This window comes from Corynebacterium sp. HMSC077D03 (assembly GCF_001808545.1).
Lineage (GTDB): Bacteria > Actinomycetota > Actinomycetes > Mycobacteriales > Mycobacteriaceae > Corynebacterium > Corynebacterium simulans.
Genome location: NZ_KV793652.1, coordinates 59406 through 76220 on the forward strand (window position 1 = coordinate 59406; position 16815 = coordinate 76220).

Sequence of the window (16815 nt, forward strand, 5' to 3'; positions counted from 1 at the left end):
GCCATTATTTACGCAGCGACCAAATATCGCAGCAGCCCTCAGCGCAGGGAGCGCCGTTGGTAGTACAGCCTTGAACGGTGACGTTGCCAATGCTCTCCCACTGCTTATCCTGCTCGAGCTCCTCAATAAGATCCACGATCATCGATGCAAAGGAATCGGTCGGGCCAGCGGTGCGGGTACGTTCAACGAGCACGCCCATGTCACCGGCCGCTTTCTTAAGCTCCGTATCGAGGTCCCATACAACCTCCATATGGTCAGAGATGAAGCCGATCGGGCAAACGACGATCGCCTCAACGCCATCCTTGTCATGGATTTCGGTGGTGTGGTCGACGATGTCGGGCTCGAGCCATGGGGTCTTTGGGTTGCCGGAGCGCGACTGCCAGACCAAGTCATAGTCAGCTACACCTGCGGCTTCTGCCACGAGGCGGGAGGCTTCGGCGACCTGGCGGGAGTAGATATTTTTATCGCCTTCGCCGCCACCGACGTTATCGTGCGCGGTAGGTACGGAATGCGCAGTAAAGAGCATGCGTGCCTGCTTGCCCTCGGGGATCTTGGCGTAAGCGTCCTTTACCGCCTGGGTCATCTCTGCGATGAACTTCGGGTGATCGTAGAACTGACGGATCTTGGTGAACTCAATCTCCGGCAGGCCTTTTTCCGCGAGGTGCTCGCGCAGCTGGCGAATATCCTCGTCGTACTGGCGGCAGGCAGAGTAACCACCCCACGCAGAGGTTGCGAGAACGGCGACGTTACGGACGCCGTCGGCAGCCATCTGCTCCACTGTCTCGGTGCCGAATGGGTGCCAATTACGGTTGCCGAAGTAGACAGGTAGATTATGTTCGCGTTTTTTCAGCTCCTGCTCGACGTGGTCGATGATTTCGCGGTTGAGCTTGTTGAGCGGGCTTATGCCGCCGAAATGGAAATAGTGCTCGCCTACTACCTCAAGGCGCTCACGTGGAATGCCGCGCCCGCGGGTAACGTTCTCCAAAAACGGAACGACCTCCTCGTTTCCTTCCGGGCCACCGAAAGAAAGAACGAGGAGGGCGTCGTAGTTGCGGGCAAGCTGTTGTGCGTCAGTCATACCGCAACTTTACCAACCAAAGGTTGGGGCTTAGAGGAGGCGCACGACATTAGGCGTCATTCCGGACCAACGCACAGGAGAAATCTGAACGTTAGATCCAGACTGAGGAGCCTCAATCATGGTGCCGTCGCCAAGATAGATAGCTACGTGCTGGCTTGCGCCGGGCCCGTAGAAGATAAGGTCGCCGCGCTGCATCTCGCTAGCTGGGACCTGAGTACCCTTCTGGTACTGGTAGCCGGTGTAGTGCGGCAAGGAGATGCCGGCACCGGCAAAGGCGTACATCGTAAGGCCAGAGCAGTCGAAGCCGACCTTGTTGTAGTCGCCGAAGGAGTCAGCCACGCCGCCGTCGCGGATGCCCTTGGTGGGTCCGTTCGCGTCGCCACCACCCCATGCATAAGGCATGCCGATCTGGGACTTTGCACGGGCGATGACCGCTTCAATCTTCGCGTTACGGTCGGCATCGCCAAGCGCACTCGTTGCTTTTTCCGTGACATCATCCGTGGTGTCCAACTCGCCCAGGACGTCAGAGACCTCACCGGTCAATTCATCGTCGTCGGTGTTGCTGGTGGTGCCGCCCTGGAGAGCTGCTAGCTGCGAAGAACCCTGCGCCAGCGAGTCCAGCTCCTCCTGGGTCAAGCCCGTATGATTTGGCTGGGCCGCGCCAACAATCGCGGCAGCCGCACCGATTGCCGTGCCCGCGAGCGCCAGCGTCGAGGAGTCGACGGAAGAACCGTGCATGCTGAAACCTTCGGAGGAAAGCTTTTGCACGTTCGGATCCGAAGACAGCTCCTGGGCCGCCTCCGCTGCCTTCTGGACGTCGCTCGCGCTAAGCTGCGAGCCAGACCTATCCGCACGGAAGTCCCGGGTTACGGAATCCGGCTCGCCGCCCTGCATCATCGAATCAGACTCGGTAGCTGATGTAGATGACTCCGCCGCGGAAGCGTCAGGAGCAAGCGCCGCTTCGCCACCGTTGGCATTAGCATTCGCAGAAGCGCTTTCCGACGTCGACTGCGTTGCGCCCGCAGCATTGCTTGCCGCCGCGGACTCCTGGGAGCCTGCTGCCGGCGCCTGCGAAGTAGCCGCGCTATCGGTCTGAGCCTTCCTCTTGGTCAAGTTATTTGACTGGACGTTTGAGCCAGACTCTCCAGTCTTAGACTCGTTGGAATCTAGCTCTTTGGCTTGATTTAGCGCATTTTGCACCTGGGAGCGCTGCTTTAGCAAGCTCTCGCGCTCGGAGGAAAACTCGGCCACGTTCGACTGGCTTTCTTCCAGGGTTTGACGCGCTTGGGCCTCAGCCTCGGTAGCTTTTTCCTCGCGCAGCTGTGCCAACTCCTGGGTCTTGCGAAGCTGCGATTCCTTGTTCGCCTTCTCAGTGCGCTCTCGCTCCAACCGATCCAAGACCGCCTGCTGATCCTTGGTTTGCGTATGCAGATAGGTCTGGCGCTCCAGCATCTCGCCGCGCGCGTCATTTCCCGCAGCCGTGGAGACGGCGTTAGAAGTATTGGCACGGCGGTAAGCGGTACGCGAAAGCTCATTGAGCCTCTTCTGAGCCTTTTCGACTTCCGACTGTGCAGAATCGAGTTCATCACGCGCCGCGGTGGTACCACGGCGGGCCTGAGCGGCTTCCGTACGCGCGTCCTGGAGGTCGACCAAGGCACGGTTTACTGCCTCACGTCGCATTCCAATTTCGCCCTCGAGCTTCGCAATCTGCTCTTCAATGGTGGCAATGGCGCCAGCAAGGTCAGCGACAGATGCATCTTTCGAGGAAAGCAAGGACTGGATGTTGACCGGTTCTTCCGCGTGGGCGGCAACCGGAGCAAGGGTGGAAACGGTAGATAGCGTCGCGGTGGTTGCGACGGTGGCTAGCAGCGTCTTCAGACGCCGAGAGCCGTACTTAAAGATGGTGGCCACGAGAAGTATCTCCTAGACACCCACGCTTCGCCGAATTGTTTCACGTCATGCAAAAGCTCATCCCTACACAATCAGCCACAATCAGCCCAGCCAAACCCGATAGAAGCTATGAGAGTCCTCGCCTGCGACCGGCGAGGTAGCCTTCGAGCATCCACCTCGGCACAAGATACAGATGCGCCTGTCAGCGAGCTGGCTGGCAGAAAGCTAGCGGGTTTACACTGTTGATTTAGATATAGGAATGCCCGGGACTTAACTTAAGCCAGCTTAAAAGCGCATGTCTTAACTAGCGCACCCCTTTGAACTCTTTTACCTAATCGCACAATGGCAAAAGTTAGGGGCACGTTACCCGGCACCAGGCAGCCTTGGAGTAGGTGCAGATATACGCATTCGATGCGTACACCGCCCTGGCAGTACAACCTTTAGGCAGGTTGTGCCTACGGTGAAAATGCGTGACGTTTATGCGCCGATCACAGGCGCGGGAGAAGCAATGCTGTGTTGAACTCGCGTCTTAACCCCGTATGAACCGCTCTAAAATCCGTGGCCTGCCGTCGCCGCAATTCCGTTGCGCTTGCGCGCGGTCGGGAGGGCGGAAAGCAAAATCCACGAACCTTGAACGGGCCGCACGAAGCTAGCCCTACGAGTAACTCGCTATGCCGATCACATTGCCATCCCCTTACCGAGAACCCGCAGAAGCTTCTCGCCCCAGAAGGCTGAAGCTGCACCGGCACCCGGTGAGGCGACGACAAGACCAACCGGCTTGCTTGTCCCCAATCGGAATGTGGGTGTGTCAATTCTTAAAAAATTCGAACACTGGAATCGGCTTCGACGAATCGTTCTTGGGGTGCCAGGTGTGTTCGAAATAAGCCAGCGCTGCTTTACGACGCCGCTGTCTCCGACACGCAACAGAGTTAAAGGCTCGCGCCTTAAAGCGTTATGCGTCAGGGCTTCAAACAACTAGGCCCCATCCCATCTGCTCATCGTGAGCCAGGCGGCGAACCTCAATCCCGCGATTTCCACTCGTGGCGTGCTTCCCCACATACCCGTGTGTCATCTCGATTGAGAGTCAAGGCTTGGCCCATGAACGTATGGAACAAGAATCAACCCGTGAGTCGATATTTGAACCATACGTCACCGACACACCGTCGCGCACACTTTCCTCAAAATTCACTCCAGTCAAGTCGCGCCACATGACGTTACAAAGGCAGCCAACCTGCAATAATTTTGTTACCTTCCCGTGATTGTGTGTTTCATCACACTACTAGTGAAATCTCCACGCAAACCCCCTTTAGCAGCCCCTCCCCCACCGCTTGTCAAGTCAGGGTGGTTGACTAGATCCCCTACCCCACTCTTGGAATTTGACACTCGCCAGACCAATTTCGACATCCGCCGGCGCCCAGATGTCCACAATCCCATAGCCACCAGATGGGCATGGATTGGTTTCCGCTTTAACTAAAGGGCGCAAAACGATCGCCTCGCCCAGCGTTAAATGGGAGGCAAATTCCCAACGGATTGAGGTCCAGATCCGCGCGAGATCGATGACTCAGGTGTAGCCAGATCGGTAAATTTGATGGCCAACTTTCGGGTTGATTGCAACCGCACGGTTCCCCTCATTCGGCACCCGGTGACCCCGACGGTTCACTCAGGTTCTGGGGATAGTTTTTCGAACAAATCTAAGTCTCATAGTTTCCGAAACGCTGAAAACGAGAGAAATCTTCGAGCTTCGGTTGAACCGAGGTTCGGCGGACAATCGTCCCACCGTTGGGCCTAGCCCATTTTCTCGGAACGCGTTTCACGCCTTGATGCAGACCTGAAAGCTATCCAAGCAACGGCGAGCGCGAGCACCACCATAAAGGCGGTGAGAATCACCGAATGGACGTCAAACCGATCTATGCCGTCGTAAAAGCGTTCAAGGAGCTCAACCTGATCGATGCCCCTAGGAATCTTGCGTTGCACTGCTTCGAGTTCCGCACGCGACAGCGAGCCACTCACGGCAGAGACATGCGAAGGCACTTGAACGATGACGGTGTCTAATCCCGTGGCATTTTGAAGATCGACGGCAAGGTTGCGGCTTTCTGCCGCAGTGGCGGTGTAGTCATCCACAACAGCAACGCCATGGCCGGCATGCAACGCCGCAGAAATGGAGTCCTGGACGGATTGATCGTTGGCCAGGTCCGTATTAGTAAAGGCGGAGCCATCCGCGCGTAGCTGCGCGGCGAGGTCAGCGATATCGATCGCCGGAGACTCAGCGCTTTCCGCACTCATTGCTCCCCTCCTCTACTTCGGTTGCTAATGCTGCCTTGCCGTAACCCACCCTATAAATAGCAGCCCATGGGCGCCTGTGAGCAAGCAGCTTCGATTCATAAAGTAACGCTGCCATCATCAGGATTGCCTATGTGACGCGCGAAACCTTCCCAAAAGGTGAAACAGAACGCTCGTACTGTTATAGTTGACACGGTCGTCGGTCGAAACCATTAGACTGGTTTCCGAACCTTCGCGTTCTTCTCGTTTCCAGCGCCTTGGCCTTAAACGCAAGCGCCTTATTCCTCATATATATGTGAACCATATATGTGAACATGGAAAGTGGCGGCTTACCTTTAAGGCGGTAGAGCTGGAAACCATGAACTTTTGTTCTGACAAACAAGGAATGGAGCTCCCTGTGACTGAAAGCCTAAACTCCTTCGGTGCCAAGAAGACTCTTGACGTCAACGGCAAGTCCTATGACTACTTTGACATCAACGCAGTCGCTGGCCTGGAGAAGCTGCCTTACTCCCTGAAGGTGCTTGCTGAGAACCAGCTGCGCTACGAGGACGGCAAGAATGTAACCAAGGATCACATCAACGCACTTGCTAACTGGGATCCGTCCGCTGAGCCGGACACCGAGATCCAGTTCACTCCGGCACGTGTGCTGATGCAGGACTTCACCGGTGTTCCGTGTGTAGTCGACCTCGCCACCATGCGTGAGGCAATCTCCGCTCTGGGTGGCAAGCCAGAGCAGGTTAACCCGCTGAACCCGGCAGAGATGGTCATCGACCACTCCGTTATCGTTGAGGCCTTCGGTTCCGCAGAAGCGCTCGAGAAGAACGTTGAAATTGAGTACGAGCGCAACCAGGAGCGCTACCAGTTCCTGCGATGGGGTGCTGAGAACTTCTCCAACTTCCGCGTTGTCCCACCGGGAACCGGCATTGTCCACCAGGTCAACATCGAGTACCTGTCCCGCGTCGTCTTCGACAACGACGGTGTCGCATACCCAGATACCTGTATCGGTACCGACTCCCACACCACCATGGAAAACGGCCTGGGCATCCTGGGCTGGGGTGTTGGCGGCATCGAGGCTGAGGCTGCAATGCTCGGCCAGCCGGTCTCCATGCTTATCCCGCGCGTTGTCGGCTTCAAGCTGACCGGCGAGATCCCAGTCGGCGTTACTGCAACCGACGTCGTTCTAACCATCACCGAGATGCTCCGCGAGCACGGTGTTGTCCAGAAGTTCGTTGAGTTCTATGGCAATGGCGTTAAGTCCATTCCGCTGGCTAACCGCGCAACCATCGGCAACATGTCCCCAGAGTTCGGCTCCACCGCCGCAATCTTCCCGATTGACGAGGAAACCATCAAGTACCTCGAGCTCACCGGTCGCCCAATGGAGCAGATCGAGCGCGTCGAGGCTTACGCCAAGGCGCAGGGCATGTGGCTGGAGCAGGACGCTCCAGAGGCAGAGTACTCCGAGTACCTCGAGCTGGACCTGTCCACCGTTGTTCCTTCCATCGCTGGTCCAAAGCGCCCACAGGATCGCATCCTGCTGTCCGAGGCTAAGGAGCAGTTCCGTAAGGATCTGCCTACCTACGCAACTGGCGACGTCGTCGTTGACGAGTCCTCCCTTGAGGCAAAGCGCATGACCTCCGAGGGCGACGCTGACGAGGCACTCGTTGACGTCACCGGCGGTCTGAACAACTCCCGTGAGGGTCACGGCGAGTCCGCAGCCAAGGGTGGCTCCGGCCGTCAGTCCAACCCAGTTACCGTCACCTCCCCTAATGGCGGCGAGTACACCCTGGACCACGGCATGGTTGCAATCGCTTCTATCACCTCTTGCACCAACACCTCTAACCCATCCGTCATGGTTGGCGCTGGCCTCATCGCCCGCAAGGCTGCTGAAAAGGGCCTGACCTCCAAGCCATGGGTTAAGACCATCTGTGCACCGGGTTCCCAGGTTGTTGACGGTTACTTCCAGCGTGCAGACCTCTGGAAAGATCTTGAGGCTCTGGGCTTCTACCTCTCCGGCTTTGGTTGCACCTCCTGCATCGGCAACTCCGGCCCGCTTCCGGAGGAGATCTCCGCTGCCATCAACGAGCATGACTTGGCTGCAACCGCAGTCCTGTCCGGTAACCGTAACTTCGAGGGACGTATCTCCCCGGACGTCAAGATGAACTACTTGGCTTCCCCAATCATGGTTATCGCTTATGCTATTGCTGGTACCATGGACTTCGATTTCGACACCCAGGCTCTGGGTCAGGATCAGGACGGCAACGATGTCTTCCTGAAGGACATCTGGCCTTCCTCCGAGGAGATCGAGGACACCATCCAGAAGGCAATCTCCCGCGAGCTCTACGAGGCTGACTACGCTGACGTCTTCAAGGGTGACGATGCATGGCGCTCCCTCGATGTGCCAGAGGGCGAGACCTTCGACTGGAACGACGACTCCACCTACATCCGCAAGGCACCGTACTTCGACGGCATGCCGGCAGAGCCGACCCCAGTCGAGGACATCAAGGGCGCTCGCGTTCTTGCCAAGCTGGGCGATTCCGTCACCACCGACCACATCTCCCCTGCTTCCTCCATTAAGCCGGGCACCCCTGCTGCTCAGTACCTGGATGAAAACGGCGTTGAGCGTCAGGACTACAACTCCCTCGGTTCCCGTCGTGGTAACCACGAGGTCATGATGCGTGGTACCTTCGCCAACATCCGTCTGCAGAACCAGCTGGTCGACGTTGCTGGTGGCTACACCCGCGACTTCACCCAGGAAGGCGCACCGCAGTCCTTCATCTTCGACGCTTGCGAGAACTACAAAGCAGCTGGCATTCCGCTGGTTGTTATCGCTGGCAAGGAGTACGGCACCGGTTCTTCCCGTGACTGGGCTGCTAAGGGCACCAACCTGCTTGGCGTCAAGGCTGTCATTACCGAGTCCTTCGAGCGTATCCACCGCTCCAACCTCATTGGTATGGGCGTTATCCCGCTGCAGTTCCCGGAGGGCGAGTCCCACGAGTCCCTCGGCCTGGATGGCACCGAGACCTTCGACATCGAAGGCATCTCCGCTCTCAACGAGGGTGGCATCCCGAAGTCGGTTCACGTGACCGCTACCAAGGAGTCTGGCGAGTCCGTCGAGTTCGACGCTAAGGTCCGCATCGATACCCCGGGTGAGGCCGACTACTACCGCCACGGCGGCATCCTGCAGTACGTGCTGCGCCAGATGGTTAAGGCTTAAGGTCTTCACACCATCTAATTCCTAGGTAAAACCCTAGGTAGAGCGGGGATCGCAAGTTATCTTGCGGTCCCCCTTTTAGACTTGACCGGGGGAATCCAAGCTCCGGTTAGAACTAAATATTTCTAACTTGCTATCTAGAAGAAACGGATTTTCTATGCCCATCGTGAGTGATGCTGAGCTCAACCGACGTCGACATGACATCCTCGTTGGTGCACGCAAGTGTTTCGCCGAGCATGGCTACGAGGGAGCTACGGTCCGCCTTCTAGAAGAGGCCACGGGCAAGTCCCGCGGCGCCATCTTCCACCACTTTGGCGACAAAGAGTCATTGTTCTTGGCGCTGGCGCGTGAAGACGCTGCCCGCCAGGCGGAGGTCGTTGCGAATAACGGCTTGGTCGAAGTAATGAGTGAGATGCTCCGCCACCCAGAGCGCCACGATTGGCTGGCTACTCGGTTGGAGATCTCATCGCTGCTGCGGACCGATCCTTCGTTCCGCGCGCGGTGGGTGGACCAACAATCGGTGCTTTCCGACGCAGTCCGTGCCCGCCTACAGTCCAACGCTGAGGAAGGTCGCATGCGCGACGACGTCAGCGTGGACACGTTGGTGCTCTACCTCGAGACCTTCATGGATGGCTTCATTTCCCGCCTAGCACTCGGTGACCACGCTGGTCTTAGAGCTGTGCTAGACCTCGTGGAGCAAACCATCCGTAAAGATAAAGCGGGTGCCTAGCCGGCTTAAATGCTGCTGACTGGATTCTCGCCATCGATGAAGGCCAACGGGCTAGCCGGAAGGCTCTCGCGGCCAACAACTTCAGTAATCACCTCGGCAACCAGCTCACGGCTAGTCTGGCCGTGAGGATTCGTATCCTCGATTACCTCGATGCCGCCCGCTGGCTCTTCCGTAAGCGCAGATGGGCCGAGGATGACATAGTTCAGTTCAGAAGAATTCAGGCGGTTGTCTACTGCCTTCTTTGACTCAACGTAGGCGTACCAAGACTCATCATTGGGATCGGTCTCGTTGTGCGTTGCGCCAACGTAGGAGATCATCACGTAATCAGGTACCTTTTTGCCCTCTGCTTTGAGCAGCTCTAGGGCGTCGATAGTTGCCATTGCGCCATCGCGATCTACAGCCCAGGTAAGGTCTGCGCCTCCACGGCCGCCGTTACCGGCACCCCACACCACGGTGTCGAAGTCCGCGAAAAGCTCAGCCCATTCTTGGGCGCTGGTCTTTGTGATGTCCTTCAGCACTGCGGTAGCGCCTAGGTTTTCAATCTCCTCCACTTGGGACTCGGAGCGGATCAGCGAATGAACGTTGTGGCCCACTTTTAGCATCTTCGGGGTGGCAAGCAGACCGACCTTTCCGTGTCCGCCAATGTAAAGTACTTTCTTTTTCGTCAAAGTCATGGCCCCCACCGTACGTGAAGAGCGATAGAATTTAATCCATGATTGCCATTATGACTGTTACCGGTGCGGATAGCACCGGAATTATCGCTTCTGTTACAACCAGTCTCGCTGAACTTGGAGTCAACATCGTTGACGTCTCCCAGACCTTGATGTCTGGCTTCTTCACCATGATTCTGCGCGTGGAATTTGATGAATCTGAGGTTTCGATCCAACAGATTCAAGAGCGCATGAATAAGGTGGGCGAAGACATCAACCAGTCCATCCGTGTTCAATCCGAGGCGCTGTTTACAGCGATGAACGAGATCTAGATATGCTCAATCGCTTTAATACCGTAAGTATCCTCGACACGATCGAGATGATCGATAAGTACCGTCTCGATATCCGTACCGTCACCATGGGTATCTCGCTGCTTAGCTGCACGCGCTCTTCTATGGACGCTACAGCACAGGCTGTCTATGACTTGGTCACCGAGCGAGCCAAGCACTTGGTGGAAGTCTGCGAAGGCATCGAGCAAGAGCTCGGCATCCCGATCGTGAACAAGCGAATCTCGGTGACCCCGGTCAGCCTGATCGTGGCTGGTGTCGACGGCAACCCGGTCGAGGTAGCCAAGGCCCTGGACCGTGCCGCAGCTGAGACCGGCGTCAACTTCGTCGGCGGCTACTCTGCTCTCGTGGAAAAGGGCGCCACCACCGCGGAAAAGAAGCTCATCAATTCGATCCCTGAGGCACTGTCCACCACGGAGCTCGTGTGCTCCTCCGTAAATATCGCGTCCTCCCGCGCGGGCATCAACATGAATGCCGCCAAGCGCATGGGCGAGGTCATCAAGGAGGCCGCCGAACTGACCAAGTATCAGTCGGCGATCGCCTGCGCCAAGCTGGTGGTCTTTGCAAACTCCGTGGGCGACAACCCGTTCATGGCGGGTGCCTTCCACGGCATCGAGGAACCGGATTGCGTGGTTTCCGTGGGCGTTTCCGGCCCCGGCGTGGTTGACCGTGCGTTGGGCAACCTCGAGGGTGCCACCCTGGATCAGGTTGCCGAGGAGGTCAAGAAGGCCGCGTTTAAGATCACGCGTGCTGGCCAGCTCGTGGGCAACATGGCCTCCGAGCGCCTTGGCGTTCCCTTCGGCATCATTGACCTTTCCCTGGCACCGACGGCCGAGCTCGGCGACTCAGTGGCACACATCCTCGAGCACATGGGCCTTGACCAGGTCGGCACGCACGGCACTACCGCCGCGCTGGCGCTGCTTAACGACGCAGTGAAGAAGGGCGGCATGATGGCGTGTTCCCGCGTCGGCGGCCTTTCGGGTTCCTTCATCCCGGTCTCCGAGGACAAGGGCATGATCGACGCAGTGCGTTCCGGTGCCATCTCCATGGACAAGCTGGAAGCCATGACCGCAATCTGCTCGGTCGGCTTCGACATGATTGCGCTTCCTGGCGATACCTCTGCGGCAACTATTGCCGGCATGATTGCTGATGAAGCCGCCATCGGTGTGATGAACCATAAGACCACCGCGGTCCGCGTTATTCCAGTACCGGGTGCCAAGATTGGCGACGAAGTCAACTTCGGTGGTCTGCTCGGATACGCTCCGGTCATCCCGGTCAACACCGTGGGCAACTCTACGTTTGTCAATCGCGGCGGCTTTATCCCGGCACCGGTCCACGGCTTCCGAAATTAATCAGCAGCGTAGAGCTAGAGAGGTGACCTGCGCATAAGCCGCAATTTCTTCTACGAAACGAGGTTCATGGCAGGTCACCACGAGGGCTGCTCCCCTTGCTAAAGCGTGGTGCATGAGCCGGTGCACCCACGTTGTGCCCCGGGCGTCGAGAAGCGTGTCTGGCTCATCCAACATCACGACCTCGCGCCCCTGCGCCACCACGTGGGCAATCTGTGCTACGCGTAGCTGGGACATAGAGACGTCCAGCGGATGATCATCGAAGGCAATCTCGGCGGAAAGCTGGCTCAAGAGTTCTTCGGGTAGAGTCCCTTCCCCGATCCACTGGGCGATGGTGGGTTCAATAATCTGATCTAGCGGCGACTGTAAAGCCAGCGATGTGCTCGCATGCACAGGAGCATTTCCGTCGAGGCCGGCCATCGCGCGCAACAGCGTGGTCTTGCCGGAGCCGTTGTCGCCGCGCAGCCACAGCACGGCGCCGTGCTGCAACCGCAAATCCACCGGCCCTACCGTGAAAAGCTTGGAGTCCACAGGTTTCAGGTTCCACCACCGCCTGCGCCTGCCACCGCGCTTGGCTTGAATACCGTCTAGAACGATTGCCTCACCAGACGGAACAATCGCTTCCAGTTCTTGGCCGTCCTGCGCGAGCATCTGCATCTCGTGCTCGACCAACACCACGGCTGTTTGATCCAACTTTCCTAAGTAGGCCGCGATGCGTTCGCGGGAATGCGCGTCTAGGCCGGCCCATGGCTCAACAATAATCAGGATTTCCGGTCGCGCGATGGCGACTTGTGCCAGTGCGAGCCGACGCGTTTGACCGCCCGACAGCGTGGCGGGATTGCGGGTGCCATCAAGGTCGACATCGCCAAGCGTGGCGTCAACACGCTGGGCCATCTCCTCGCACTGCCTGCCTTGGTTCTCCAAGGCCAAAGCCAGTTCCTCACGCACGGTATCGCGCAGAAAAGTAACGTGCGCAGCCGCAAAGGAACCAATGACAGTATTTACGCCTAACTCCCGCGCGAGTTCCTGTGCCACTTCATCGGCGTTTTCCTCAAAAGCGACCCTCAAGGTGTGGATTTCACCAGGTTTTAGCTCCATATCACCGCTCCCAAGATGCTAAATACTGGCAAGGTCCAGCGCAATACTTGCTGGAACTTACTATCTGGTACGGGGACCAGCACTGTACGTTTGCCCGGGGTATCGAAGCCAATGGCTCCCAACGCATGCCCGCGGCTTGCGCCTTGGGTAAGCAAGCGTGCGATGACCGGAATGATGACACGGGGTGCAACATTGCCCAAGTGAATCTTCGCCCCGGCGAGGCGGTTAGCATCGCGTACTGCGGCCACCGTTGCAGCACCCTGCGGCAATGATTGGAGCGACGCCCCCACAACATATGCGGCCTTGTGTCCAAACCGCGAGGTTTGCAGCCATTTGGCTACGTCACTTACCTTTAGTGCTGCCGCTGCAGCGAGGATGCATCCCATGAGCGTGGCGAATCGCAGCGAAAGCTTAGCTGCAAGCCACAGCCCGTCACTGGTTAAAAAGGGCGCGAGGCGATTATCACCATAGGGCGCATGGATAAGCACCATCGAGGCGGCAGCGGGAAGCGCCAATACCGCGGTGGTCGCTACCACGGAGATGGAGCGTGACCAGATGGTGCCGCATATAAGCCATACGCTAAGCAGCACAAAGCTAAGCCAGGGCTGGTTGATCGCCACGACGAGAAACCACGTTGATGCGGCCGCACTGAAGATAGTTGCGGGATGAATCATAGCTGAGGGCGCAGCGATTCCAGGGTGCGCTTGGGCAATGCCTTGACGGTGGCCCACACGATCAAAAACACGATGATCTTATCGAGCGGATCGGAGATAAAGGACTGCAACGTCACCGATGCGAGTAGAGAGTTTCCCAACTCGCGGAAAAGCGAGACCACAGCGCCCGTACCCAGGCCGGCTGTTCCTCCATAAACGAAAGCCGCAACCGGTGCCGCAAGCATGCCGGAGATGATGCCGATAACAGCACCAGAAGCAACAACGCGCCACCACTTCTTAAACGCGCCGTGGGAAATAGCCCACCCGGAAAGGTACCCAGTAGCTGCAGAAACGGCCGCAAACGGAAGTGCTGCGGGATTGATGAGTCCCCACACCACCGAAGACAACGTGCCCGTGGCAAGGCCTGCGATTGGCCCGGCAAGAGCGGCTACGAGGATCGTGCCGACCGCGTCCAAATACAAAGGCACTCCGATAGAACCGATGATCTCGCCTACCACGATGTTTAAGACCAGAGCTACTGGAATGATCGCGATAGTACGGGCTGGAAGAACAGGCAATGTGCCTGCCAACAAAAACACGGCACCGCCCACATAGCCGCCCAAGGTAATGAGTGCCTCGGTCGAACCGGCTACTGATTCCCAAGAGGTCGGACGCACGAGGACCAGATAAATCCACGTCGCTGCAACCAAAAGGCCGCCGGCCAGGACCATAGCCTTGCGCGCAGGCGTTAGAGATAACTGTGACATAAAAAGAATTCTCCAGATAAAAGAAATGAAAGAAGGAAAAGCAAACGGATCTGCTTTGGATTTAATGCCCTATGTCACCTCGGGCAACGCACCAATAATAGGCAGACTAGGCGTGCTTGCTCAAAATCCGCGCGGCGCGAAGAAACTCAGCATGCGCGCCGGGGATATCCACGGCCTGCACGAGCCGCGCATTATGCGGCAGATCCCAATGCCCACGCAAGTCCGCGACGCTGGTTCCTCGCATCAACTGTGAATCCGCTTCGACCGCCACGGTGGTCTCTTGCTTTAGGTAGTCCACGCGCTCGAGCGCAATCATGCACGTTAAAAGGTCATGGATTTGTGCTTGGTATCCCTCGCCCTGCGCGCGGTGAAACTCGAAGTAAAAACGGAGGATCTCCGGAAGGTGCGCCTTCACGGGGTGCTCCCCCAACTCCTTCATCAGCGCCTCCAGGCGTGGTGGATCGATGAGGAATTGCTCGGTGACCTCCAAAGAGCACAAGGTAGCGTTGACTGTTTCGCGCTGGAGAGCATCAAAGAATTGCTGTGCCGCATGCGGGTCCACCCAGAAATTCCACTCGGCCGTGGGTGTGGTATTGCCTCGATAGTTAATCGCGCCGCCCATAACGCTGACCTTGGAAAATCCTGAAGTGCCGGCCAAGGCGGCGTTTGTTAGCGGGCCGGTGACGACGAGCTCGGCCCGGGCGTCGGCTGCGGCCTGCCAAAGCTCGCGCCAATCGTGGTGCGGCTCAAACTTCGGCGCGCTGACATAACCCAAACCGGCAGCGCCATGAGTTTCAGGTGTGGTCACCAGCTCCGCCTCGAGCGGGACGGGATGGCCCGGCGCAACGGGAACGCCGCCCAGCCCGCAGACCTGCAAGATGAAAGCAGCATTGCGTGCGGTGGTCGAAACATCGACGTTGCCGGCCGTGGTAGTCACTCCCACCAGCTCAATCTCGCCGGCGTGATGCAGCCCCGCGAGATAGAGCAGGGCCAAGGCATCATCAATGCCTGGATCACAATCGATAAAGACCTTGCGTGCTGCCATCTGCTTTCCTCTCTATAGGTCCTTTTAACCTTGGTGTGGAATAGGCCAACGAACTAGGCTAGCTCGACGATCTCCATGTACTCGTCGCTCCACATGTCTTCGTCGCCATCAGGCATGATGATCACGCGCTCCGGCTTTAGGGCCTTAACCGCACCAGGGTCGTGCGTGACCAGGACGACCGCACCGGTGTAAGTGGATAGCGCATCCAGGACCTGTTCGCGCGACTGCGGGTCCAAGTTGTTAGTAGGCTCATCCAGCAGCAAGACGTTTGCGCGCGAGGAAACCAGAGTTGCAAGCGAAAGACGCGTCTTCTCACCACCGGATAAGGTACCGGCGGGTTGCTCCAGCTTGTCGCCGGAGAACATAAAGGCACCGAGGAGGCCACGGAGATCCTGTTGGCCTGCGTCCGGGCAGGCTTCAATGGTGTTCTCCCACACGGTCTTGTTCGGGTCGATGTTGTCGTGCTCCTGCGCGAAGTAGCCGATACGCAGACCATGGCCGGAAACAATGCCGCCCTCACCGTCGGTGCGCTCTACTCCCGCAAGCAGCTTCAGCAACGTGGTCTTACCAGCTCCGTTGTAACCGAGAACAACCACGCGGGAACCCTTGTCAATGGCGAGATCGACGCCAGCAAAGACCTCCAACGAGCCGTACATCTTGGTAAGGCCCTTCGCGTTCATCGGGGTCTTGCCGCACGGCGCCGGCTCCGGGAACTTGATGGAGGCAACCTTATCGGCCACGCGCACCTCATCGAGCTCGTTCATCATGCGATCGGCGCGCGCAAGCATTTGCTTAGCCGCAGCAGCCTTGGTGGCTTTGGCACCCAGCTTCGCCGCCTGTTTCTGCAGGGCGGAAGCCTTCTTCTCCGCATTGGCACGCTCACGGCGGCGACGTGCCTCATCGGTAGCGCGCGCATCCAGGTACTTCTTAAAGCCCATGTTGTAGACGTCTGCTTCAGCGCGCACCGCGTCAAGGAACCATACCTTGTTGCAGACTGCCTCAAGCAGATCCACATCGTGCGAAATCATGATGAGGCCGCCCTCGTGCTTGGACAAGAATCCGCGCAGCCACGTAATGGAGTCAGCATCCAAGTGGTTGGTTGGCTCATCCAGCAGCAAGGTGGTTTGGGACTTACCAGAGCCTGCCGAAGCCGCGAACAATATCTGCGCCAGCTCCACACGCCTGCGCTGACCGCCAGACAGGGTCTTCAACTTCTGGTCGAGGATGCGCTGCGGCAGGCCCAAGTTATCGCAAATCTGCGCGCACTCGGAGTCTGCTTCGTAGCCACCCAACGAGTGGTACTCCTCCTCCAAGCGGGAGTATTTGCGGATGGCTTTGTCACGGAACTTCTCATCCGTGGCAGTCTCCATCAGCTCCTGCTGCTTTGCCATACGGCGCTTGATCTCGTCCAAACCGCGGGCGGAGAGAACGCGCTCACGGGCGGTGATCTCGATATTGCCTTCGCGGGAGTCCTGTGGCAGGTAACCAATGGGGCCGGAACGCGTGACAGACCCGCCATAGGGCTCGGTCTCCCCTGCCAGGATGCGCATGGTGGTCGTCTTGCCCGCACCGTTGCGTCCGACCAGCCCGATGCGGTCGCCCGGCTGCACACGCAGGTGCTGGCCAGGGGCGTCGAGAAGCGTACGTGCGCCCACGCGCACCTCGAAATCATTGGTCACAATCACGAGGAATCAGTCTATCAACCGGCGCTAACAGG

13 protein-coding genes are annotated in these 16815 nt (G+C 58.0%); 4 read left to right on the plus strand and 9 right to left on the minus strand.

Features of this window, described 5'->3' with window-relative positions:
- Positions 1–4: 4 nt before the first annotated feature.
- From HMPREF2888_RS00300 to HMPREF2888_RS00310, 3 genes are all read right to left on the minus strand, one after another.
- Positions 5–1078 carry a ferrochelatase gene (locus HMPREF2888_RS00300; RefSeq protein WP_061922415.1) on the minus strand — a complete coding sequence of 358 codons (1074 nt, stop codon included), beginning with the start codon at positions 1076–1078 and terminating at the stop codon, positions 5–7.
- 30 nt (positions 1079–1108) lie between these two features.
- Positions 1109–2989 carry a DIP1281 family NlpC/P60 protein gene (locus tag HMPREF2888_RS00305; RefSeq protein WP_061922412.1) on the minus strand — a complete coding sequence of 627 codons (1881 nt, stop codon included), beginning with the start codon at positions 2987–2989 and terminating at the stop codon, positions 1109–1111.
- Positions 2990–4753: 1764 nt separating this feature from the next.
- Positions 4754–5251 (minus strand): Rv1476 family membrane protein, encoded by a 498-nt coding sequence (locus tag HMPREF2888_RS00310; RefSeq protein WP_061922409.1) that lies wholly within the window; start codon positions 5249–5251, stop codon positions 4754–4756.
- A gap of 394 nt (positions 5252–5645) precedes the next feature.
- On the opposite strand from HMPREF2888_RS00310, the gene can reads away from it, so the two are divergent.
- Positions 5646–8462: an aconitate hydratase gene (gene can, locus HMPREF2888_RS00315; protein WP_210386687.1), complete on the plus strand. Its 2817-nt coding sequence runs from the start codon at positions 5646–5648 to the stop codon at positions 8460–8462.
- A 154-nt stretch (positions 8463–8616) separates the two neighbouring features.
- A complete protein-coding gene (locus HMPREF2888_RS00320; protein ID WP_061922406.1) occupies positions 8617–9189 on the plus strand; it encodes a TetR/AcrR family transcriptional regulator in 573 nt (190 codons plus the stop codon).
- A gap of 5 nt (positions 9190–9194) precedes the next feature.
- On the opposite strand, the gene HMPREF2888_RS00325 is transcribed toward HMPREF2888_RS00320, so the two are convergent.
- Positions 9195–9863, minus strand: coding sequence for an SDR family oxidoreductase (locus tag HMPREF2888_RS00325; protein WP_061922403.1), 669 nt, complete (start codon positions 9861–9863; stop codon positions 9195–9197).
- 38 nt (positions 9864–9901) lie between these two features.
- Between HMPREF2888_RS00325 and HMPREF2888_RS00330 the strand changes: the two genes are divergently transcribed.
- Together HMPREF2888_RS00330 and HMPREF2888_RS00335 are read left to right on the plus strand one after the other, a co-directional pair.
- A complete protein-coding gene (locus HMPREF2888_RS00330) occupies positions 9902–10171 on the plus strand; it encodes an ACT domain-containing protein (protein ID WP_049062390.1) in 270 nt (89 codons plus the stop codon).
- 2 nt (positions 10172–10173) lie between these two features.
- Positions 10174–11538, plus strand: a complete 1365-nt coding sequence (locus HMPREF2888_RS00335; RefSeq protein ID WP_061922400.1) for a PFL family protein — start codon at positions 10174–10176, stop codon at positions 11536–11538.
- Here the strand turns inward: HMPREF2888_RS00335 and HMPREF2888_RS00340 are convergent, their stop codons facing one another.
- From HMPREF2888_RS00340 to HMPREF2888_RS00360, 5 genes are all read right to left on the minus strand, one after another.
- The gene (locus HMPREF2888_RS00340; protein ID WP_168162312.1) at positions 11539–12603 is read right to left on the minus strand and encodes an ATP-binding cassette domain-containing protein; all 1065 of its coding nucleotides are present in this window, start codon (positions 12601–12603) and stop codon (positions 11539–11541) included.
- Positions 12604–12623: 20 nt separating this feature from the next.
- Positions 12624–13307, minus strand: a complete 684-nt coding sequence (locus HMPREF2888_RS00345) for an energy-coupling factor transporter transmembrane component T family protein (protein WP_061922394.1) — start codon at positions 13305–13307, stop codon at positions 12624–12626.
- The gene (locus tag HMPREF2888_RS00350) at positions 13304–14053 is read right to left on the minus strand and encodes a hypothetical protein (RefSeq protein ID WP_061922391.1); all 750 of its coding nucleotides are present in this window, start codon (positions 14051–14053) and stop codon (positions 13304–13306) included. The genes HMPREF2888_RS00345 and HMPREF2888_RS00350 overlap by 4 nt, the downstream gene beginning before the upstream one ends.
- Positions 14054–14159: 106 nt before the next feature.
- Complete coding sequence (locus tag HMPREF2888_RS00355; RefSeq protein ID WP_061922389.1) at positions 14160–15098, minus strand: nucleoside hydrolase; 939 nt, start codon at positions 15096–15098, stop codon at positions 14160–14162.
- Positions 15099–15151: 53 nt separating this feature from the next.
- Positions 15152–16783, minus strand: coding sequence for an ABC-F family ATP-binding cassette domain-containing protein (locus HMPREF2888_RS00360; RefSeq protein ID WP_061922386.1), 1632 nt, complete (start codon positions 16781–16783; stop codon positions 15152–15154).
- Between the last annotated feature and the right edge of the window lie 32 nt (positions 16784–16815).